Raw genomic sequence first — 21428 nt, 5'->3', positions numbered from 1 at the left:
ACGCTGACGTGTGTGTTCATGCTATCCAAGCTCGCCGCGGGTGCAAATCGGGTATTTTGTATGAAGTGTTCGGTCGCCTTGCCGAGGCTTGCAGGACGTGCCTGTTGCCATACCTGGGCCGAAAGGACGTCGCGAAAAAGCCACACAGGATCGCGCATCGCGAACTTCTGCCGTGTCATCGAGACGACACTGCTAGTGCGGCAGGGTCCCAACTGAACCCGGATCTGCGAGCCATCGTGAGACGGCGGACAGCACCTGCGTCTCGATGCCAAGAAAGCCATGCGGCGACTGCGCCCCGCATTCATCGGCGCGACCCCTGCCGCGCTCGCTGCTTGATACCGCCAGGAACTGAAACCGGTTGTCCTCAGCGAGCGTGCGGGCTGCGCTAAACGGTGAAACCCGACAGCCGTCATTTTCGTTCGACACCACCAGGACCGGCCTAGCGCCGACGTCCCAGTGCATGCCAGAAAGTCCAGACTCGCCTCGCATGCCGATCGTGACGGGCGAGGTCAGGACATACGCGTCGGCCAGCCGTGGTTCCCGTTGGAGCACATTGCCAACCGAAATCGTGCCCCGGCTGGTCCCCACAAGCGCGATCTTTGCGGCTGGAAAGCGTTGCCTGAGCGCTGCAACAATAACGTGTAAGTCTTGAGCGTGAACTTCGCTCAGACGGAACGCGTCATTCATGCCGGATGATTGATCCGATGGCGCATCGACTATAGCCGCTGCATCGCCCGCAGAAGTCCAATATCCGGCGGTCCGGAGGAGGAAGTTTGCCTTCATTGTCGTCGGGCCGGCTTCGTCAAGGGCGACCACACCCTCATCTCCGGCAAACAATACGATGACCCATGGCGGAGCGCCGGCTGGCTGTTCGATGAAGATGGCCTGGGTCTGCGGCCCCCGGACCGGCACTTGCGTCAGTTCACCTGAATACGCCGGCAAAGCGGTGATGACCGTGCATGCGAACGCACAGACTGGGATCGCAAATCTAAGCAACGGGTTCCAAAGCCTGTCGCTGAAACAGGTCACGGGCCTTGCACGTGTGGAGTGCATATCGCGCATTCCGAAGACCGCATCATTATTTCAATCACAGCATACGTGAGTTGGATACGGGATGCAGCAGCGATGACCTTCAATGAAGCACGGGTTTAGCCGGTTGGGTCCAGTGACTCCGGCAGTGCGGCTGTGGTGGGGCCAACTGATCGAAATGAGGAACCCGGAAACGGCTGTGGCGGGCAGCACCCGACCCGCTGGTGTCGTTTTTTTGTCGGGCAATAATAACTTCGCAGGAAGGTCGTGTGGATGAGCACGACGAACTTGCGATGGCGCCCATCCTGCGTGGGAATGGGCGGTTGGCTTACGCCAGCACGCATCTCGATCAGGGTTAATCCATTCGAAACGATGCTGCAAAGCACATACAGTTCTTACATTCCCACTGGCTTCAGACGCGGGGGCAGCTCCACCCAGGAGTGCCCGGCGGTGTTTCCTCAGTTCCACGAACGCAAAGGAGATGACAGATGGAAATCCGCGATCCTTCCCCCGGCCTCTACAACGAAGATCTCGCGCCCGCCAGGCAGCGCAACTGGGGGGCCTTCAGCATCTTCAACGTCTGGACCTCGGACGTGCACAGCCTCTGGGGCTACTACCTCGCCGCCAGCCTGTTCCTGCTGTGCGGCAGCTTTATCAACTTCGTGCTGGCGATCGGGCTCGGCTCGCTGGTGATCTTCGCGCTCATGAACCTGATCGGCTACGCCGGCGAGAAGACCGGCGTGCCTTATCCGGTGCTGGCGCGCGCCTCCTTTGGCGTGTGGGGCGCCAACCTGGCAGCCATGGTGCGCGCCGTGGTGGCCTGCTTCTGGTACGGCGCACAGACGGCCGCCGCGTCGGGCGCGATGGTTGCGCTGCTGATCCGCAGCGACAGCCTGATGGCGTTCCACAAGGGCACGCAGTGGCTCGGCCACTCAGGGCTGGAGGTGATCTGCTACGTAATCATCTGGGCGCTGCAGTTGCTCATCATCCAGAAGGGCATGGAGACGGTGCGCAAGTTCCAGGACTGGGCCGGTCCGGCAGTGTGGGTCGCGATGCTGATCCTGGCGATCGGCTTATGCGTTAAGGCCGGCGGCTTCTCGTTCACCCATGGCATTCCGATGGACGTGCTGCTCCAGAAGACCGGCGACGCCGGCGTTAGCGGCGAGCCAGGCTCGTTCTGGGCGCTGATGGCAGTGGGCGCAACCTGGATCACCTACTTCGCGGCGCTATACCTGAACTTCTGCGACTTCTCGCGCTACGCGAAAAACCGCGACGCAGTGAAGAAGGGCAATCTGTGGGGCCTGCCGATCAACCTGATCGCGTTCTCGCTGGTCGCCGGTGTCACCACCATCGCGGCCTTCAAGGTGTACGGCGAAGTCCTGCTCCACCCCGAACAGATCTCGGCCAAGTTCGACAGTTGGGTGCTGGCGCTCATCGCGGCGCTGACCTTCGCAGTCGCCACGCTGGGCATTAACGTGGTGGCCAATTTCGTCTCGGCCGCGTTCGACATCTCCAACACGTTCCCCAAGCAGATCAGCTTCAAGAAGGGCGGCTACATCGCCGCGGCCATCGCGCTGGTGCTCTATCCGTTTGCGCCATGGGAAGGCAACGCCGCGCACTTCGTCAACGCGATCGGCGCCACGATGGGCCCGCTGCTGGGGATCATTCTGGTGGACTACTACCTGGTGGCCAAGGGCAACATCAACGTCGCGGCGCTCTACCAGGAGTACGGCGAGTACCGCTACGAAGGCGGCTGGAATATCAACGCGCTGGTGTCCGCGGCGGTCGGCAGTGTGTTTTCGACCTTCCTGCCTAACTTCACCAACTTGCTGCCGGTCTGGTGGAATACCTATGGATGGTTCTTCGGCGTGGTGATCGGCGGCGGCATGTACCTGATCATGGCGACGCTGCGGCCACGTGCCGCGATCGCACCGACCCGTGCTTGAGGGTTTTCCTGGGGAGCGGGCGGGGATGACGCCCGGCCGCTAGCGCGCGGAACAGGCACGGCAACAATGCTGATGGTTGACTGTCGGCGGTCATGCTAGGATTTCTCGCAAACAACTCCGGAGACTGCTATGCCCTTCATCTGCGAAAACGTTGAATGTCGCGCTGTGCTGGCCCGCGGGCAGGTCAGATCCGTTCAAGAGAACGAAGGGTGGTGCTTCTACTGCCCAGACTGCAAAACGAGGAACGCGTTGAACGATATCGGCGCGCCGGGCGGTCCTGTTGAGTTGGTTCAACCGGAGCGATCGGATCTCCCACACAAAGTGATTGCAACGGCCCGACCTTTGGAGGACGGCAAGTACGCGGCGCAATTGCGCGTACAAAGGGCTCTCGGTACCAGGGGGACTTACGCGGTCGAAGAGCATTGGGAAGAGCTCGGTGTCTTCCCTGATGCGCACGAGGCCGTCGCGCATGCGAAGTCTATTGCGGCGGACTTGCTGGACCGGAAGTCATAGCCTCGAGGGGAACGCTGGATTCAGCCGTGCGCACTGAGCGCTGATGTTTACGGCCGCGCGCTGGCCGTAAACATCACTCACGAAGCTTCGGCGGGCGTGAGCTTGATAAATAGTTTGGCTGCTTCGTTGCCATGGGACAAAGCGCGCAGTGCCAGGGTGAGCGCTAGCTGCGCGTCGTGGGCGACTGCGCTGCGGTCCTGATCGAAGAGCTTGACGGCGTGGCGCATATGCTGCGCCGCTTGATCGTGAAGCTCCGCTGCCGTTGCGTGAAGTTTTGCCGCGTTTGCACCGTCTGCGCCCGAGCCGGTTGCTCCAGGCGATGCCGGTGGTACAGGCGGCGTACCGGCGCTGTGTGCCCCCGCGTCGTGTGCCTGATCGATCGCGTGCAGGGTGTGGCCGTGGGCCATCATCGCCTCGTGTGCGGCATGGGCATAGTCTTTACCGGCTTCGAAATGCCGCGACGCAGCGCGGTGATATCGCGAGGCCTGCTCGTGATGTGACGCCGCGGCTTCAAGATGTTCTTTTTTGCTGTGCTTCGTGCTCATACCGGCTCCTGTAACACTTTAGGACCGACTCCAATGACGACCGATTCGACGACGCAGTGGCGGGTCGGAAGCCACCGCATCCAAATTTACACGCACTTGCCGCTATCGATGACGTTTTCGAGCGGTCGTCGGTGCTGACAAGGTGTTGTCCGCCACGATCTCCATCTGCTCAATGGCGGCCTCGACGAGTTCAAGCGGATCACGAAAGGCATCGGTCGCATCCGCGAGACGCGTGAGGCGGTTGTCGATGAGCAACGAAGCGAGCCCGTGGACGTATGCCCACACGGCGGTCATCGCCACCGCCTGCGCGGCACTGAGTTCGGCAAACGCATCGTGCGCGGCGGACGGTTCGTTCAATGGCGGATCGAAAACACCGGCCAGTCCGCGCGCCGACATCCGTCGCGCCTCCACCAAAGACGGCCGCTCGGGATCCAGCAACTCATTGCGCGACATCAGGCGGAAGAGATCCGGATTGTTCAGCGCGAAGTCGATATAGCCGCGCGCGGTCGCCTTGCGGCGCACTTTCCCTTGCGGCATGTCGTGCGCGTGATCGGCCATCGCGGCAGCGAGACGCCGGTGGCCGATCGCTGCGAGTTCGCTGAGCACACCTGCCGTGTCGCCAAAATGATGCTGGGGAGCCGTGTGCGACACGCCCGCTTCGCGGGCAATCGCCCGCAGCGTGAGGCCGCGCAGCCCGTCGCGCCGCAACACCGCTTCGGCTGCCTGCAATAGCGCGTCGGGCAGCGAACCATGATGGTAGGGCCGGGCGGGCTTCGGCTGTTTCGCAGCGTGGTTCGTTCGGGACGGCGTCGCTTCGTGTGCGGGGGCCTTCTTCTGCATGATTGGAGTCAACGGCACGATTGATTTTTACAATGGAAAAATATGTTGACCGTGTTTGGCGACCAAGTCAAAATCTTTCCACTGGAAACATCATCTTCATCTGCAACTGTTCGGTGCATGGCCCACGCGGATAGGTCTCAGGCGCCTATGCAAATCGTTAACGCTCGAGGAGACGGGTATGGCTGTATTCGGACCAGACGTGAAGTTGCATGAAACCGCCTATGCCCATGAAACCGTGCATCTGTATGGCAAGGTGACCGTCCACGAACATGCTTCCATCTGGGTCAACGTTGTTGCGCGCGCAGAGCACAAGGAAATCGTGATTGGCGCTTATAGCAACATTCACGACTTCGTGATGCTGCACGTTGGAGAGCGCACACCCACTCTCATCGGCAGCCACTGTTCGATCACTCATCACTGCACGATCCATGGCTGTTCGATTGGGGACAATTGCCTGATAGGCATCAATTCGACCATCATGGACGGCTGCGTCATCGGCGAAAACTGCATTATTGCCGGCCATACATTCCTGAAAGAGGGGACCATCATTCCGGCGAATTCCGTCGTGATGGGCACGCCCGGCAAAGTGGTTCGCACAGAGAATAACTACGTGCATGGGCGCTTGAACGCCTATCTGTACCACCAGAACGCACTCGCGTACGCGGTCGGAAATTATCGCGCCTGGGATGCCCCCGATTTTCCGGCGCAGGTCATGCGCGAAATGCACAGACTGCACAACGAACTGGAACAAAACGACCGTTGAGGCGGGCGTGATGGCCCTGCGGGATCAACGCGATCCGCAAGGCGCCCGATCGAGCGGTCGTCAGTAGCGCCCCACGCGCGGTCGCGACAACTGCACAGTGCCGGCGGACCGAAAGAAACCAGGAGATTCCCGTGGCTTTGCCTTTTCCCATCGACGAACCTTTTCTCACCGGCTACTACGCGCCAATTCACATGGAGTGCGACGCGCCCAATCTGCCGATAACCGGCGAGGTGCCCAAGGCATTGCGCGGCACCCTATACCGTAACGGTCCGAATCCGCAGTTCGCGCCGCGCGGCCCGTACCATTGGTTCTCGGGAGATGGCATGCTGCACGCGTTTCATTTCGACGAGGGGCGCGTCTCTTACCGTAACCGCTGGGGGTCCGCACACCCAAATGGATCATGGAGAACGCCAATGGCGAAGGCATGTCCGGATCGCTGACCCATCGGCACCTGACAGACCCGGCCTTGCTCGAGTTGAACTCCACACTGGCCAATACCAATGTCATCTGGCACGGCAACCGCTTGCTGGCACTCGAGGAAGCGCACGCGCCGTTTGAAGTGGATCCGTTCTCGCTGGAGCCCCGCGGATACCATCATTTCGAGGGGAAGCTACCGGGCAAGATGACGGCGCATCTCAAATGCGATCCCCTTACCGGCGAGTTGGTCTTTTTCGCTTACGCAGCGCACGGCCCCTTTACGCGCGATTTGATGCTTCACGTGGCCGATCGCGAGGGGCGGTTGCAGCGTAGTCTGCATCTCGCGGCGCCGTTCCCAAGCATGGTCCACGACTTCGTCGTTACCCGCACGCATATTATTTTTCCGATCTTCCCGCTCACCGGTTCAATGGAGCGGGTACAGAGCGGTCTTCCGCCTTACGCCTGGGAGCCGGACAAAGGAACGCATATCGGCATCTTGCCGCGAAACGGGACGGCCGCCGACGTGCGCTGGTTCGTCGGCGATCCCTGTTATGTTTTTCACGCGATGAACGCATTCGATGACGGCGAGCATATCGTCTGCGACGTGATGAAATACGATGTTCCGCCCTTGTTTCCGCGGCCTGACGGCACACCGGTGGGCAACGAGCCACCGCACGCGCGACTCGTGCGGTGGACCTTCGACCTGACCGGCAATACAACGCGCTTCTCGGAGCAACTGATGGACTCCCGCTCAGGCGAATTTCCACGGCTCGACGAGCGGTTTGCCATGTCGCGATACAGGCACGGCTACTTCAATTCCGCGCCGGTGACCGAGGGCGTCAAGGGTCACGACGCGCGCGGAGGGCTGGCTCACATCGACCTGACCACCGGCCGTACCGCCGAATGGCTCCCGGGCATTGGTGATTACTGTAGTGAGCCGATCTTTGTCGAGCGCCATGCCGATGCGCCGGAAGGCGACGGCTGGCTACTCAGCGTGGTCTGGCGCGGCAGCGAGAACCGCAGCGATCTTGCGGTATTTGATGCAGCCGATATCGCGGCGGGCCCGATTGCATTGGCGCATTTGTCCCATCGCGTTCCTGCGGGTTTTCATGGCAACTGGCGGAACGCTTTGAGTTGAGCGCCGTTCGTAGATGACGACTATGCATGAAGTTCTCAAGCAAAGTCGACCGGTTTAGCAATCATGCATCGCGCGTTTGCGCAGGCGCTCACGCCGGCTATCTCCGGGGTGACCTGATCTGAGGCATTCGACAATGTCACGTCTATTGGCTTCAATCTTGTCCGGCCGCCAAATGGTTAAACTAGGGCATCTAGACCCTTCGAACCTAACTTGGCTATGTCCCTGTCAGTTGAGTTGCAGTGTTTCATATCACGCTCCGCCTGGTCGGCGAAATTGACACAGGAGCAACTCGCTCGCGTCCAGAAAGATACCTTTCAACGGTCGTATTCTGCCGGCGCCCTGATCTGTCATCGGGGAGCGCCTGCGGATCATTGGATAGGCGTGATCGAAGGCTTAGTCAAAGTCGATACGGTCTCGAAAGGTGGGCGGGCCACGACCTTCGCCGGCGTGCCGGCGGGTTCCTGGTTCGGCGAGGGAGCCCTATTAAAAGACGAGCCTCGCCCATACTCGGTGGTAGCGCTGCGCGATAGCGAAATCGGGTTTATTCCGCACAGCACATTTGAGTGGCTGCTTGACAATAGCCATTCGTTCAGTCGATTTGTCATCGATCAACTCAATGCACGGTGTGGATATTACGTCGGTCTGGTCGGAAATCGCCGTTTGCAGAAAGCGTCTGCAAGAGTCGCTTTCTGTCTCGCTGAACTGTTCAATCCGCAACTCTTTGGCGTCACTGATCTGACGCTGGGTCTTTCGCAAGAAGAAATTGGACGTTTGTCCGGCCTTTCCAGGCAGAACACCAACCGGGCGCTTCACGAGCTCGCTGATGCGGGGCTTTTAACAATCGAATATGGCTCAGTCCGAATTCTTGATCTGGCAGGGCTTCGAGATTTTGCCCACGCCGAAGATTGATAGCGCCGTGGATGCAAACCGCGTTGCAATAGAAAGCGTCGTTGTACCCGTGACAAGTGGCTTAGCGTATTACTCACGTAAGCAACACTGTGGTTTTCTGCCCCGCATTCCGAAGGACTGGCGCGTAGGCCGCATACGCGGCTATGCGTGAGATGGCTTCGTAATGGCATCCCGGCTGCCAGCCTGCGCTCGAAGTCGAAATTTCTGAATTTTTCCTGTGCCTGTCTTTGGCAGGATGCCGTACACGATCCTCACAGGACACTTGTAGTGAGCGAGCCGCTCTCGACAGAACGTAATCAGCTCCCGTTCGGACGGTGCATCGATACCCTGTTTCAATTCGACAAAGGCGCAAGGCACTTCGCCCCATCTGGCATCGGGCTGCGCCACGACTGCCGCGATGAGGACTGCCGGGTGTTGGTGCAAGACTTCCTCTACCTCTACCGACGAAATATTTTCGCCACCCGAAATGATGACGTCTTTGGAACGATCCGTGATCTGAATGTATCCGTCCGGGTGCGCCACGGCAATATCGCCAGTGTGGAACCAGCCACCCTCGAAGGCGTCTCGGGTAGCCTCGTCGTTCTTCAGATAACCTTTCATCATGACATTGCCGCGCAGCAGTATCTCTCCCTCGGTCTTTCCGTCAGCAGGAACTGGCTCAAGCGTAGTGGGATTTGCTACTCGCATGGCTTCGAGTCCGGAGGCCCGATGACCTTGCCGCGCCTTCAGGCGCGCCTGCTCCTCGTTGGCCAGTGCGCGCCAGTTTGTCTGGATGAAGCAACTGATTGGCGTGCCGGAGGCTTCGGTGATGCCGTATACGTGCTCAACTTCGAATCCCAGCTCGCTTACCGATTTCAACACGGTTGCCGGGGGCGGTGAGCCCGCCGTGCGCACGCGAACGGCGCGAGGCAACGGGCTACGCTCACTGGCGGGCGCGTCGGCCAATGCGGCCAGGACGATGGGGGCCGCACAAAAATGATCGACGCCGTACTCGTGGATGGCTCTAAATATTCCAGCGGCGTTGACTTTGCGCAGACAGACATGGGTGCCTCCAGCTGCCGTGACTGCCCAGGCGAAGCACCATCCGTTGGCGTGGAACATTGGGAGGGTCCAGAGATACACCGGCCCGCGCGGTATGCCCCAGTCAATCAGCTGGAGCATGCTCATAAGATGAACCCCACGGTGACTGACCACGACCCCTTTCGGGTCGGAAGTCGTCCCGGACGTATAGTTCAATGCGATCGCATCCCATTCGTCCGCGGGCCATACGCCTTCGAAATCTGGATCACCTTCTCCGAGCAATTGCTCATAGTCGAGCTCACCTATTGATGACCCCGGTGGCGCTTCGAGATCGGCAATGTCGATCACGAGTGGCCTATCCGGAACGTGCTCGAGTGCGTCCGCAGCAAGGGCGGCGAATTCACGATCCACAAAAAGAACCTTGCATTCCCCGTGAAGCAGGATGAACCGAATACCGTCGGCATCCAGCCTGCAATTGATCGTGTTGAGCACAGCTCCGCTTAGCGGCACCCCGAAATGTGCCTCCACCAACGCGGGCGTATTAGGCGCAATGATCGATACGGTGTCGCCGCGCTTGACACCTCGCCGGACGAGCGCGCTGGCCAGTCGGCGGCAGCGGCTGCGCGTCGCCGCCCAGGTCTGGCGCATCGCACCATGCACGATAGCGATCCGCTCAGGAAACAAGTCGGCGCATCGATCCAGTGAGTGCAGTGGTGTCAGCGGCACATGGTTGGCTTCATTTCGATCGAGTCCGTGCTCGTAGATTGGGGTGGGCATGTTGTGTCTCCTCGTCTGATGTGAAAAGTGTCCGGATATAAGCGGTGCCTGGGTGCAGCCTCTGAATCGGATCGCTCAACCCCTGCGGTACCCCATCAAATCTAAACGTCGCGCGGGCTCGGAACTGTCCCGAACAAGACACTCCTTCGGTTCAGAGGGGACGATTGGCTATCCGAGGTCGATTGTCATGTTCGAGACAACACGCCCTTTTCTGCCCCGCTAATCTTGCTCACAAGGCAATGCTGCTGTGCAACGGAGTTGCTCGGGTTTGCCGACCTTGAAGACAGATGGGGTGACAGATGAAGAGAAGTGACACACCACCGGCGATGGATGCCGATGCGCTGCGCAAGGCCATCGAATGGGCCATCCTGTCGCGTCGCAGCGTCAGGGCGTTTCTGCCCACGCAGGTTCCGCGAGCGACGGTGGAATCGATATTGGACATAGCGCGGTTCGCCGCCACGGGCGTCAACATTCAGCCCTGGCGCGTACATGTCGTCACAGGACGCGCCAAAGACCGCATCTGTGCCGCGATCCAGCGGGTTAATGACGATTCGGCATTAGACGAGACATGCACGGACGAGTGGGACTATTACCCGCGCGAGTGGATATCGCCATACCTTGAAAGAAAACGCGCGGTGGGTTGGACGCTATATGGGTTGCTTGGAATCGAAAAGGGCGACAAGGCGCGAATGCAGGCCCAACACAGCCGCAACTATCAATTCTTTGACGCACCCGTCGGCTTGTTTTTCACAATCAACCGCGTCATGCAGCCGGGTAGCCTGCTCGACTACGGCATGTTCCTGCAAAACATCATGATCGCCGCCCGCGCTCATGGCTTGAGTACATGCCCTCAAGCGGCATTTATGAAGTACCACAAGGTCATTGCCGATCAACTTCGATTGGAGGCAAGTGAGATGTTCGTCGTCGGCATGAGTCTTGGATTTGCGGATACCTCATGCATCGAGAACACCTTCGTCACGGAGAGAGCGGAGGTTGGCTCGTTCACAACGTTTTATTCGGATTAGCGGCGCGCATCGGATGCGCGTCCAGACGCTAGTCAGCGGTCCGCGTACCGAATGCTTCAGCGGAGCTTCACATGAAAGGAAAACGGACATGCAGATCAGAGACAACGTATTTGTGGTGACTGGGGCCGGTTCTGGCTTGGGAGCGGCCACAGCGAACATGATCGTCGAGCGAGGCGGCAAGGTCATCCTGGCGGACGTCAACCCCGACACGGGTGAGGCCATTGCCGCCCAGCTAGGGCCCAATGCCCGGTTCGTTGCCACCGACGTCGCCAGCGAACACAGCGCCAAGGCAGCTTTTGCAGCAGCCATGGAAATGGGACGCCTCCGGGGACTTGTCAATTGTGCAGGCGTTGCGCCCGCCGAAAAGATCATCGGCCGTGAAGGAATCCACAAGCTGGAGTCGTTCGCTCGAACGATCAATATCAACTTGGTGGGCAGTTTCAACATGATCCGCATTGCGGCGGAGATGATGAGTGCCTGCCCGCAAGAAACCTCCGGCGAGCGCGGCGTCATCATCTGCACAGCGTCGGTGGCCGCGTTTGAGGGGCAGGTGGGGCAGGCAGCCTACGCCGCTTCCAAGGGCGGGGTTGTCGCGATGACGTTGCCACTCGCGCGGGAACTCTCCCGCTACGGCATCCGGGTCATGACCGTTGCGCCAGGCATCATGGAAACCCCAATGCTGCTCGGCATGCCCGCTGAAGTACAGGCGGCGCTGGGCAAAACGGTGCCGTTTCCAGCCCGAATGGGCAAGCCAGCGGAGTACGCCGCTCTGGTAGAGCACATCCTTTTGAACGAATACCTGAACGGCGAGGTCATCCGCCTCGACGGCGCCATCCGTATGGCCGCCAAATAAACCGCATCCCTATTTTCAGCGAATAAGCCATGTCTAAAGATCCTGTTGTTATCGCCTCTGTCGCACGTACTCCTATTGGCAGCTTCCAGGGAGAGCTTTCCAGCTGCACGGCGCCGCAGCTCGGCGCCGTCGCCGTAAAGGCCGCTATCCAGCGCGCCGGCATTAGCGTCGACACGGTGCAGGAGCTCATTCTGGGTTGTGTGCTGCCCGCTGGCCTAGGCCAGGCCCCGGCGCGCCAGGCGGCAATCACCGCCGGGTTGCCGCTGTCGGTAGGCTGCACCACGGTCAACAAGGTGTGCGGTTCCGGCATGAAAGCTACCATGCTGGCCCATGATTTACTGATGGCCAACAGCAACGAAGTTATCGTCGCGGGCGGCATGGAGTCCATGACTAACGCTCCCTACTTCATCCCGAAGGCACGAGGGGGTTTCCGCCTTGGTCACGGACAGATCCTCGACCATATGTCCTTCGACGGCCTGGAAGATGCCTATTTCGATAAGGGCCGTGCTATGGGGACATTCGCTGAAGAGTGCGCCGAGTCCTACCGTTTCTCGCGAGAGGATCAGGATGCCTACGCAATCGAATCCACCACCCGCGCCCAGGCCGCTATTCGGTCCGGTGCTTTCGCATGGGAAGTCGCCCCCGTGATGACCTCCAGCAGAAAAGGCGAAGTCGTGGTGGAGCACGACGAGCAGCCGTCCAGAGCCAAACTGGACAAGGTCAAAAGCCTGAAACCCGCTTTCAAGACCGATGGTACGGTTACAGCGGCCAACTCCAGTTCGATTTCCGACGGTGCTGCCGCTTTGGTGCTGATGCGCCGTTCAAGTGCCGACAGACTTGGAATCAAGCCGCTGGCCACTATCGTCGGGCATGCCAGTCACGCTCAAGAGCCGAGACTGTTTACCACCGCTCCCGCGGGCGCGATGGAGAAACTCCTGTCCAGGATTGGATGGGCGACGTCCAGCGTGGATTTGTGGGAAATCAACGAGGCATTTGCGGTCGCCGTCATGGCCGCCATGCGGGACATGGCGCTCGATCACGGCAAGGTCAACATACACGGCGGCGCCTGCGCCATCGGTCACCCCATCGGCGCTTCCGGAGCACGCATTCTGGTCACCTTACTTGCGGCCCTCAGACTAACGGGCGGAAGCCGCGGCATTGCTAGCCTTTGCATCGGCGGCGGCGAAGCCACTGCCATGGCTATCGAGATGATTTAACGTAAGTGGCGGTGGACGGCAAAGTCCGTTCACCCGCGCGCTGACTCTCCAATTTCGGCGGCCGAAACAGCCGACGACACGCCAGATGCCGCTAATTCTTCTAGTCGCCAGCGGGCTTCGGGAAGAAGGCCGCGCGCTATGGTTTCACCGCGTAACGCACCAGTTCGGTTGCGGTCGTCGCGGGTGCGCCCTTTCCGGCCATGCGGCCTTGAAACTCCTCGCGGACAACGCGCTTGACGGTCGGGGCATACCACAGTGTCTCCTCCATCGGTCCACCCCCAACGCCAGATTGCGGCGACCAGACCCCCGTCATCCTGATCCTGATCGCGGAGAATGAGCCTGCCCTTGTCTTGATCTCCTCCACACCTTGCACTTCGCACTGGGCTCGCCGCAGCACAGTCGTGCCCGCTTCGCCGGAGGCCTGGCAGTCCGCCTCATAGCGCGTTCCGGCTCGCAGCGGAAAATGAAGCGCGATACCGCAGGCGTGCTGGGCGGCCTCGTTGGGAATCACGTTTGCTTCAGAGGTCAGTTCTACGTGCCCGCCTCCGGGTCCTATCTGAAGAGATGCACTCCCATCGGCATGGACGGACGTCACGGTTTGCGTGATGGTTTTACTCTTTCCGGACAGCAGGTCGGACCACAGATAGGTCCAGTTGTCTCCGGTCCTGTAGTGCGGCGCATCCTGAGGCAGAAGGATGGACTCTGCACCGGCCGCGGAGCTGGTTGAAGCGGCAAACCCCGCCGCCAGCAGGCACACGGCCGCCCGCGAGCCAATATGCATGGACGAACGCATGCTTTCGATTGCTTTCATGTCTACCCCTCGTGTTGACGAATTCGGGTTGAACAGGCGCGAATCGAGTTCGACCATTTGCGAAATCAACCGTTCCGAGACGAATGAACTGCGTCACATATCGGTAGAAATTTCGCCGTCCCAAAGGACGGCATCTCGCGGCGGCTGTCACTGCCCGATGGGTTACTCCGAAAAGACGTACTTCCCATTCATTTTTTTAGGTGCAGTGAAATTGAAATCAGGGAAGATCCGGGTTCTGACGTACCAGATATAGGCGAACAACGCCAGACCGATCAGACAACCAATCAACGTTGACACTGGACGTTCCGCAAAGTCCGTGAACTGCCTTGGCAATTGCGTAATCGCCAAGATCAGATAGGCGTTGTAGGCGCCGACATTGTTCTTCGAAAAACCCCAGACGAACAACAGGGAAATCGCCACAGCCACCCCCGCGACGATCAACCCCGCCACCGCAGATATCTCGCTGCCAACAGCATATCCCGCCAACAGACCAACAATCACCTGCAGCCAGGCGATGACCCGAACGGCAATCAGATGGCGGCGGTTTGCACGGCATCGCTGAGGATCTGCGTGCGCAGCGATTAAATATGCAAGCAGGCGATCCTTGACGCCTTGTCCCGCCAGCCTGGTGAACACTTCGGATTTCGCAACGCCATCCGATAGAAGCTGCACGACCTGGGTTTTGATTTCTTTTCGATTCATTGAGTCCACCCCTATGTTCTTTTGGTAACGGTCAAAACACCCTGATTCATTCGCTATGCATAGCGATACGCCAGGACAACGCGAAATATTACCTGTTGCGCGCGAAGGAGAGGGGAGACCGCAACTCACGTCCGCATGGAAAGTCGCGGTGCGGCTTGTAAAGGCGCAATGAGTTGCTTATGGTCATACGTGGGTCACCGATCACGAATTTGAAATCTGGCTGGCCGACCATTCACGTGAATGATCACTACATTCTGGAGAGCATCAGTCATGGTCGAGAAAAAGCGAATTCGTGCTGCGCTCTTCGCCGCAGCGATCGCCACGATTGCGCCGGCCTGTCAGGCAGGAAACACCACCGACTGGTTGGCGAATACCTATGGCACCCTTGCCGCCCATGTGGGTAACACCGCGCGTTCCATGTGGATCGCCCCCGAGGGCGTCATCTATACGGCCTCCATGTGGGACGAGTACGAGGGTGGCGTTGCTATCTACCAGAACGGCAAGAGCCTCGGCTCGATCGGCGCGCACGGCGAGTTTCAGGGCGGTGCGATCACGGGCAACGCGACGTCGATCTTCGTGGCACTGCAGCCCGGCGGGACGTACGGAAGTGGTGCGGTGGGACGATACAACCGCACCACTAGGACCCGCGATCTTTTGATTCAGGTCAGTGCGTTCAACAACCTGCCTCGGGTCGACGTCGTCACCGGACTCGCCACGGCGGGCTCGCTCCTCTATGCGAGCGACTTCTATGGCAATCGCGTCCGGATCTTCACGACCGACGGTGTCTGGAAGCGGGACATCAACGTCTCGGGCCCAGGCGCTCTCGCACTGGATGGCACAGGCAACGTCTGGGTCGCGCAGAAGAGTGAGGGCTCGATCGTCGGGTTCAGCCCGACCGGCGCCCTGTTGAACACCATCCGGATGCCCAGCGGCTCGCAGCCATCGGCGCTCTATTTCGATGCGTCGTCGGGGCAGCTCATGGTCGGGGACGAGGGCCCCGACATGAACAGCAAGCGCTACAAGCTCTCGGGCACGCCGACACTGGCCGGTACATTCGGCATTCAGGGCGGTTATCTCGACACCACGACGGGAATCAAAGGCCAGGTTGGTGACAAGCGCTTCACCCGCGTCGCTGGCATCGGCAAGGACACTGCAGGTAACCTCTATGTGCTCAACAACCCGTGGGGCGGCGCCTGGGACCTCGGTCGGAACGGCGGCACCGACATTCACTCCTACAGCAGTTCGGGTCACCTGCAATGGAAGCTTCAGTCTCTCAACTTTGAGGGGATCGCCGCTCCGGACCCGGGTACCGACGGCGTCTACTTCTATGGCGGCACCAACATCTACACCGGCACCGCTGGGGGAACCTTCGTAGCGAACACTGTCGATCCGTTCACCTACCCGTCGGACCCGCGCATCAACATGAACGATCGCGCACGAGATGAACACTTCGGTCAACTTGCCACCGTCGGTGCGAACCGAATCCTCGTGGCGACCAGCCAGAATCCCGATACCTTCTACTTCTTCCACTTCAATGCTGCGAATGGCTACATCGCAATACCGGACGCCACGCTTCCCGGTACGGCATTCAATACGACCGCATCGGTCAGGGACGGATTCTGCATCGACAGCAAGGGGGGCGTGTGGGCTGGCCTCGACAAGACCGGTTACATCTACCACTACCCACTGACCGGCTTCGATGCCAGCGGCAAGCCAACATGGGGACCCGGTATCCCCATCCGCATTCCCGAGAGCATCAAGCCGTTGACGCGCATCGTCTACCTCGCGGACAGCGACACCATGATTCTCGGACAGGGCATTGTCGGGAGTACGGACTGGACGTCGATAGGCACGCGGATCGAGGTGTATCACGGCTGGAGCGCGGGCAACACCACGGCACCCAATCCGGTGATTAACCTCACCCACGCCGGCGCCAAGTCGATTGACGCGGCCGGCAGCTATCTCTTCGTCGGCTACTGGTTCGGCACCGGGCAAGCTTTGCCGAACATCGACGCCTTCAATCTCGCTACAGGCAACCTCGACGCCACGCTGGTCAACACCAGTACCGGTACCGTGGACGCCAGCAGCGCCCTCGATTCGATGTACGGCATCAGGGCATACCTTCGATCGACGGGCGAGTACGTGGTCACGAAGAACAACGTCAAGGGTTCCAGCATCACCGTTTATCGCTGGACGCCCTGATCGGGCGTTTCGTCCGCGAGAGAGGTTTGGCCGGATTGGTCATTGTGCTCCTCCGACCACCATTGCGAATCCCGGTCATATCGCTCTTCGCCGGCTCACGCTGCAGCCGGATCGCTGATCAGATCCCTGCCGTTCTCTAACCACCCTGCGAAGCGACGTAAGAACGTAGATTGCACATCGACCGTGACACTGAAGTCGTACCAGTTGCCGCTCTCCACGACAGACCAGTTCGTGCGACACCGCAGGCTTTTACCGAAAACGTCCACGGCCCGTCCTTGCGATATGCATTCGACGCCACCGTGAACGTGCACGGCCCGCTGCAATGACACAGGTTAGCTTGGTTCAGAGGTTGCGCCTCGATCTCCCAGCAAAACCTCCGTTACTCCCTCAGAAAACCGTTTGGGCTGACCTTCGATGAGTAGCCGTTCCGGGTTTGACGGATCCCGCTCCATCGTGGGAAGTCCGTGAGCGACCAGCGCGCGAGCACAACCGATCCAGTCGGGGTTCTCTGGCCCGGTTGGCTCGTTCACGGAGCCCCAGGACAGCGTGCCGAGCACATCGTCTCCGAAGCCTTGCGTCTCACGCCAGCTAGCTCCGCGAGAGAGCAGAAAAGCCGTCAGCTCCGCGTCGCCACGAAAGACAGCGTGGTTCAGCGCCGTCGCGTCCCAGTCTCCTCCACGCGCGGCGATGGGCCAGCCGAGTTCGACCATGACTTTGACCGCCGCGCTGGATCCCCATGCCGCGGCGTCGGGCAGTAGCCGAAACCGGTCTTCCGGCAGCGAGCCTGGCAGGTCCGGATGTCGTGCCTGGATGCGGCGCGCCTCGGTCGCGTCAGCGCGGGCACACGCCGCCACGAAGTCATCCTCGGCGGAGAGATCCTCTTCCACCCCGTAGCCGCGCAAGAGTTCCACGACCTCGGGTAGACCGACCTGCGTCGCCAGCCGCCAGGCACTGACGCCGGCGGGCGTCCGCGCCGTGGGATCGGCGCCGGCCGCAAGCAGTGCGGCAATATGGCGAGGCGATCGGCTCACAGCGATCGCACGCAGCAGCGGAGCCCCCCAGACTTTCGTGGGTCCTTCTCCAGCCGGTTCGTTAGCGTCACCGCCATGAGCCAGCAGCAGTTCGAGCGGGGCCGGGTCCGGCATGTCAAGCGCTCGCCGCAACGCATTCGTGCCTGTCACGCGCGCGCCGTACCGGAGCAGCAGGCGCGTGCAGTCGGGGTTTTCCAGCGAGTGATAGAGCGATTCGCCGTCATTGGGGTCGGCGCCGGCCTTCAGGAGCATCTCCGTGAGAGCCGGATCGCGGACCACGCCAGCCGCACCGTAAAGGGCGGACAGTGGACCCATCTCGTCGGGGGTTGCCAGTGAAGCCGGTGGAAACCGGTTACCGATACGCTCGTTGGGGTTGGCCCCGGCTTGCAGAAGATGCTGCGCGCACTCGCGTACTCCTGAAATGAACTCCGGCAGTAGTCCCAGGCGTGAGTGTGTCACGGCGACCAGCGGCGGGAGATTTAGTGTTCCTCCCGCACGGTTCGTCCAATCCGGATCGGCTGTGATTGTCCGGGCCACCACCTCGAGATGCCCCGCTGCGCAGGCGACGTAAGGGTCGGTTGCGAGAAGGTCGGGGTGTTCCTGCAGGAGCTGAACTGCGACGCGTGGCCGTGCCGCGTCATAGGTGCCGGTGACGTCGCCACCATAGGCGAGGCCAAGCCAGCGGTGTATCAGAACCGCCTGTTCGTGATGGGCGAATGCGCTTGTTTCGACATACAGGGCGAGATCGGCCCAGGAAGAAAAACCATACTCGCGCGCGATGCAGGACTGCGCATCGTGCAGACGAAGTTGAAGCGCAGCCACTTCACTATCCGTGCGGTGCGCGGCGGCGGGAAGATGATGGACGAAGCGCGCGATCGCTGTTGCGTTGCCGTTGCGGTAGAGACGCAACAACTCTTTCGCCTGCTTCTTCAAATGGTCAAGATTGGCCTTGGGAGGCAGCTTCTTCATGTCGGATCCTCGTGCATTTGATGGCCGAAGGTCCGCAATACCGCCAGCACAAAGGATGGTGAGATAGGTGACGCGCTGCGACAGGTGGGTTCAACCCTTTCCGCGGACCCGGAAGCGGCCTGCACCGCTATTCTGGATGCTATGCGATGGCATGCAACGCGGTCAACCCGGCTGCGATCATATTGGGGCGGGTACCGATGATCGCTTGGGACGGAGGTCGGCTAGAGGCAGCCAATCGACATTTCAGCGTGAATCGTTGACACCCATTAGCGAGCCCGGTGTCAAGTGAGCGAACAATACCCTCGACTGCCTGAGCAGCCGATTTCGATTCCACTGACCGAATGCAGCAGCCTATCGCATCCGGTTGGCGCTATAGTTCAGACGTATTACGACTCAAGCAACCCGTCGCGCTCCGTGCTGGATCGAGTGACGTTTGACTTGAAGGATGCTATAAACGCGTCGATCTTTATTCTGGTGCTTGCCAATGTTGTGGACTTAGTGCGCACTGGGCGGCGGCGTGCTGGGAACCATTCCACGTGATCTGCTAGCGTCCGTGCCCCTGGTACGTATGTGCTGTCATTCGGCAGCTATCAAATGGCTGCTTTCGGTCATAGCGAATGTCCCTTCAGGGGCGACTACAGCCGGTCGCGAAGATCACAAGTTAGATGCGCAACGTGATCGGCGGGAACTGCTCGACAAAGATTTGTAATCCGTTGGCGATCGGGCGTGTGCACAAAATCGACACGCGGAAGGAGTCGTGTGCTGTATTTGCAACAGGCGGCGTGAAAATATTATTTAACACACGCCTTCGCCGGATTTTGATAGCCTTAGTCGTGGCAGAGGAGAGCATCCAACGACAGGAGGATTTCGCCATGCTGAGGTGGATTGCAAACTGGGCTTTGCACAATGCGCTCACTCCGGAGAAACAAGCCGAAAGAGCGTTGCGAGAACTGCGTCTGGAGCTTTTCCAGGCGGAGCAACGCATCCTTGATGCGCAGTTACATGCGGATTACTACCGTGCCCGTCTGGCCTTTTGCGAAGACGTCATAAAAAACGGCATCGAGCAGGTGGCGGATCAGCGCAAAGGTCAACAGGACACCTCACAGGTGTCGCGGCCGGGACTCAAGCTCACAGCAGCTCAATAGTGAGTCGGGCAGAGACATTCAGTCCGCACGCCGCGTGCAGGGCGTGAAAACGGCCGCACATAAGCGGCTGCACCGGTCGAGGTGTGCGCCCCTGCGCGGAGCACCTGCCACAGACAAGCACAAGCGCAGTCGCGCCGTGTGCGCGTGCCGGCAGCAGGATCGCCGCGAGTGCGTCGATCGAGTAGAACACGCTACAGACGCAGACGTCGTCACCGCGACGATGCTGACCGAATAGAAGTCCGAACTATATGCGGTCGTCGCGCGCGAGCGGTAGATTACGCGCGCACCTCGAACACACGCTCGCCAGCGATGACATACATCGCCTCGCCGCGCACGCCATTGCCTTTCTCCAAGTTGCCTTAGTCTCTTTTGGGGTCGAGCTGAGCCCGCGAAGGTCTTTTTGGGCTCGGATCGAGGCCGACTGAACTACTGAACGAGATCCGAACGTGGCTCAGTACTACGTGATTTCGGAGGTCGATTTTAGCCGGTCATTACATCGAGAACATCGAAATGCGATGGTACGATTACCCGCCTTCATCCCTGCGTCTCGCCCAGAATCCATGCGTAACCTCGCCTATCTGCTTCTCTCGATCACGCTCGCCTCGCCGCTCTCGGCCCTGGCGCTCGGCACCGACAATCCAGACTACGATCAATGCATCCTGCAATCGCTGAGGAACAGCCAAAGCAGCATGGCGGCAGGCGTGATCAGACGCTCGTGCGAAGCGCTTTACAGAAACGGCGAGCAGCTCTTGCCTCGCGAAAAATCGTATCACGTGTGTGTCCTGCAGAATGTGCAGAACGTGAGAGACGAATTTGCGGTTCAACAGATCCTGCGAGCATGCCAACGCCAGAATCAGATGTGAACTATTTCGGATTGCTGATGCTGCGCAGCGCGTCGTAGTGCGTTCCCAAGCCGAAAGTCAATGAATTCCTGACTGGACGCCCTAATGCGTCGGAGAACATCGGTCCACAGACAGGTTGCAATGAACCTATCCTATTGATTGAGGTTTGCACATATCCTGCCAGATGATAGTTCCATACCGAAGAAGTTCGTTGCTCCGTGAGCCGACCCATCGGGAAAGGTACTGTTATGGTCGGCAAAATGGCCGCCGCTGCCAATGCGCCGATCGCGCGAGCCGATGCCGTTGTTTAGCTAGACTTTCTCTCCCTGGTAGCACCACAATTCGATCTCCCCATGATCGACTGCTGATAACAGAAGGGTGATTATCAAGTAAGGCGACGGAATCTAAGATGCCTCCATGGTTCGGGTTCAACCCGAATCGATCCACTACCGTGCCGTTGGCACATCAGATCAAGGAGCATCGCAATGGACATCCGTACGAGAGACACAAGGATTAACGTCAGGGAGCAGGGGGACGGCAAACTGGCTCTCGTGTTTCTTCACTACTGGGGCGGATCGTCCCGTACATGGGACGGCGTTGTCGACGAACTAGTGTGATGCGTCACAAATAATGCAACTTAATCGCGATTTGTGAGTCTCCATGTACATGGAGGGAGAACTCATGAGAATCGCGGCGAAAGTTGAGCTGAGCGAAGCACAGCGCAAACAGTTGGA

At 59.7% G+C, this 21428-nt stretch carries 20 protein-coding genes; 12 read left to right on the top strand and 8 right to left on the bottom strand.

All coding sequences use genetic code 11. The annotated features are described in order from the left end of the window. Nucleotides 1–192: 192 nt before the first annotated feature. Complete coding sequence (locus GNZ12_RS38420) at nt 193–1053, bottom strand: alpha/beta hydrolase (RefSeq protein ID WP_172317506.1); 861 nt, start codon at nt 1051–1053, stop codon at nt 193–195. Nucleotides 1054–1517: 464 nt separating this feature from the next. On the opposite strand from GNZ12_RS38420, the gene GNZ12_RS38415 reads away from it, so the two are divergent. Then, nucleotides 1518–2975 (top strand): NCS1 family nucleobase:cation symporter-1, encoded by a 1458-nt coding sequence (locus GNZ12_RS38415; protein WP_172317504.1) that lies wholly within the window; start codon nt 1518–1520, stop codon nt 2973–2975. A 129-nt stretch (nt 2976–3104) separates the two neighbouring features. Beyond that, entirely contained in the window at nt 3105–3488 is a 384-nt protein-coding gene (locus GNZ12_RS38410) for a hypothetical protein (RefSeq protein WP_172317502.1), read from the top strand. 77 nt (nt 3489–3565) lie between these two features. Here GNZ12_RS38410 and GNZ12_RS38405 read toward each other — a convergent pair whose 3' ends face one another. Both GNZ12_RS38405 and GNZ12_RS38400 read right to left on the bottom strand, forming a co-directional pair. Next, the gene (locus GNZ12_RS38405) at nt 3566–4033 is read right to left on the bottom strand and encodes a hypothetical protein (RefSeq protein WP_172317500.1); all 468 of its coding nucleotides are present in this window, start codon (nt 4031–4033) and stop codon (nt 3566–3568) included. Between the two features lie 102 nt (nt 4034–4135). After that, nucleotides 4136–4873 carry a TetR/AcrR family transcriptional regulator gene (locus GNZ12_RS38400; protein WP_172317498.1) on the bottom strand — a complete coding sequence of 246 codons (738 nt, stop codon included), beginning with the start codon at nt 4871–4873 and terminating at the stop codon, nt 4136–4138. A 178-nt stretch (nt 4874–5051) separates the two neighbouring features. Between GNZ12_RS38400 and GNZ12_RS38395 the strand changes: the two genes are divergently transcribed. From GNZ12_RS38395 to GNZ12_RS38385, 4 genes are all read left to right on the top strand, one after another. After that, nucleotides 5052–5636, top strand: coding sequence for a gamma carbonic anhydrase family protein (locus GNZ12_RS38395; RefSeq protein WP_172317496.1), 585 nt, complete (start codon nt 5052–5054; stop codon nt 5634–5636). A gap of 131 nt (nt 5637–5767) precedes the next feature. After that, complete coding sequence (locus GNZ12_RS45170; RefSeq protein WP_328806138.1) at nt 5768–6076, top strand: carotenoid oxygenase family protein; 309 nt, start codon at nt 5768–5770, stop codon at nt 6074–6076. Then, entirely contained in the window at nt 6037–7191 is a 1155-nt protein-coding gene (locus GNZ12_RS38390; protein WP_268959092.1) for a carotenoid oxygenase family protein, read from the top strand. Before GNZ12_RS45170 ends, GNZ12_RS38390 begins: the two co-directional genes overlap by 40 nt. Before the next feature lie 216 nt (nt 7192–7407). Continuing rightward, nucleotides 7408–8100: a Crp/Fnr family transcriptional regulator gene (locus GNZ12_RS38385; protein WP_172317560.1), complete on the top strand. Its 693-nt coding sequence runs from the start codon at nt 7408–7410 to the stop codon at nt 8098–8100. Between the two features lie 141 nt (nt 8101–8241). Here GNZ12_RS38385 and GNZ12_RS38380 read toward each other — a convergent pair whose 3' ends face one another. After that, nucleotides 8242–9897, bottom strand: a complete 1656-nt coding sequence (locus GNZ12_RS38380; RefSeq protein ID WP_172317493.1) for an AMP-binding protein — start codon at nt 9895–9897, stop codon at nt 8242–8244. 299 nt (nt 9898–10196) lie between these two features. Between GNZ12_RS38380 and GNZ12_RS38375 the strand changes: the two genes are divergently transcribed. From GNZ12_RS38375 to GNZ12_RS38365, 3 genes are all read left to right on the top strand, one after another. Continuing rightward, entirely contained in the window at nt 10197–10922 is a 726-nt protein-coding gene (locus GNZ12_RS38375; RefSeq protein ID WP_172317491.1) for a nitroreductase, read from the top strand. A gap of 88 nt (nt 10923–11010) precedes the next feature. Then, nucleotides 11011–11775: an SDR family NAD(P)-dependent oxidoreductase gene (locus GNZ12_RS38370; RefSeq protein ID WP_172317489.1), complete on the top strand. Its 765-nt coding sequence runs from the start codon at nt 11011–11013 to the stop codon at nt 11773–11775. A gap of 29 nt (nt 11776–11804) precedes the next feature. Next, nucleotides 11805–12992: an acetyl-CoA C-acyltransferase gene (locus tag GNZ12_RS38365; protein ID WP_172317487.1), complete on the top strand. Its 1188-nt coding sequence runs from the start codon at nt 11805–11807 to the stop codon at nt 12990–12992. Nucleotides 12993–13128: 136 nt separating this feature from the next. Here the strand turns inward: GNZ12_RS38365 and GNZ12_RS38360 are convergent, their stop codons facing one another. Continuing rightward, entirely contained in the window at nt 13129–13803 is a 675-nt protein-coding gene (locus tag GNZ12_RS38360; RefSeq protein WP_172317485.1) for a hypothetical protein, read from the bottom strand. Nucleotides 13804–13965: 162 nt separating this feature from the next. Then, nucleotides 13966–14505: a hypothetical protein gene (locus GNZ12_RS38355; RefSeq protein WP_172317483.1), complete on the bottom strand. Its 540-nt coding sequence runs from the start codon at nt 14503–14505 to the stop codon at nt 13966–13968. Nucleotides 14506–14775: 270 nt separating this feature from the next. Here GNZ12_RS38355 and GNZ12_RS38350 point away from each other — a divergent pair, with 270 nt between their 5' ends. After that, complete coding sequence (locus GNZ12_RS38350) at nt 14776–16707, top strand: SMP-30/gluconolactonase/LRE family protein (protein ID WP_172317481.1); 1932 nt, start codon at nt 14776–14778, stop codon at nt 16705–16707. Nucleotides 16708–16802: 95 nt separating this feature from the next. Here GNZ12_RS38350 and GNZ12_RS45420 read toward each other — a convergent pair whose 3' ends face one another. Then, nucleotides 16803–16925 carry a phospholipase domain-containing protein gene (locus GNZ12_RS45420; RefSeq protein ID WP_328806140.1) on the bottom strand — a complete coding sequence of 41 codons (123 nt, stop codon included), beginning with the start codon at nt 16923–16925 and terminating at the stop codon, nt 16803–16805. A 114-nt stretch (nt 16926–17039) separates the two neighbouring features. Continuing rightward, entirely contained in the window at nt 17040–18707 is a 1668-nt protein-coding gene (locus GNZ12_RS38340) for an ankyrin repeat domain-containing protein (protein ID WP_172317479.1), read from the bottom strand. A 665-nt stretch (nt 18708–19372) separates the two neighbouring features. On the opposite strand from GNZ12_RS38340, the gene GNZ12_RS44805 reads away from it, so the two are divergent. Further along, nucleotides 19373–19852: a hypothetical protein gene (locus GNZ12_RS44805; RefSeq protein WP_235994032.1), complete on the top strand. Its 480-nt coding sequence runs from the start codon at nt 19373–19375 to the stop codon at nt 19850–19852. Between the two features lie 560 nt (nt 19853–20412). Beyond that, a complete protein-coding gene (locus tag GNZ12_RS38330) occupies nt 20413–20715 on the top strand; it encodes a VF_A0006 family four-cysteine protein (protein ID WP_172317556.1) in 303 nt (100 codons plus the stop codon). Nucleotides 20716–21428 lie beyond the last annotated feature (713 nt).

Source organism: Paraburkholderia solitsugae (genome assembly GCF_013177695.1).
Taxonomy (GTDB): domain Bacteria; phylum Pseudomonadota; class Gammaproteobacteria; order Burkholderiales; family Burkholderiaceae; genus Paraburkholderia; species Paraburkholderia solitsugae.
Note: the sequence above shows the minus strand (reverse complement) of the source record. Positions and strands in the feature narration are given on the sequence as shown.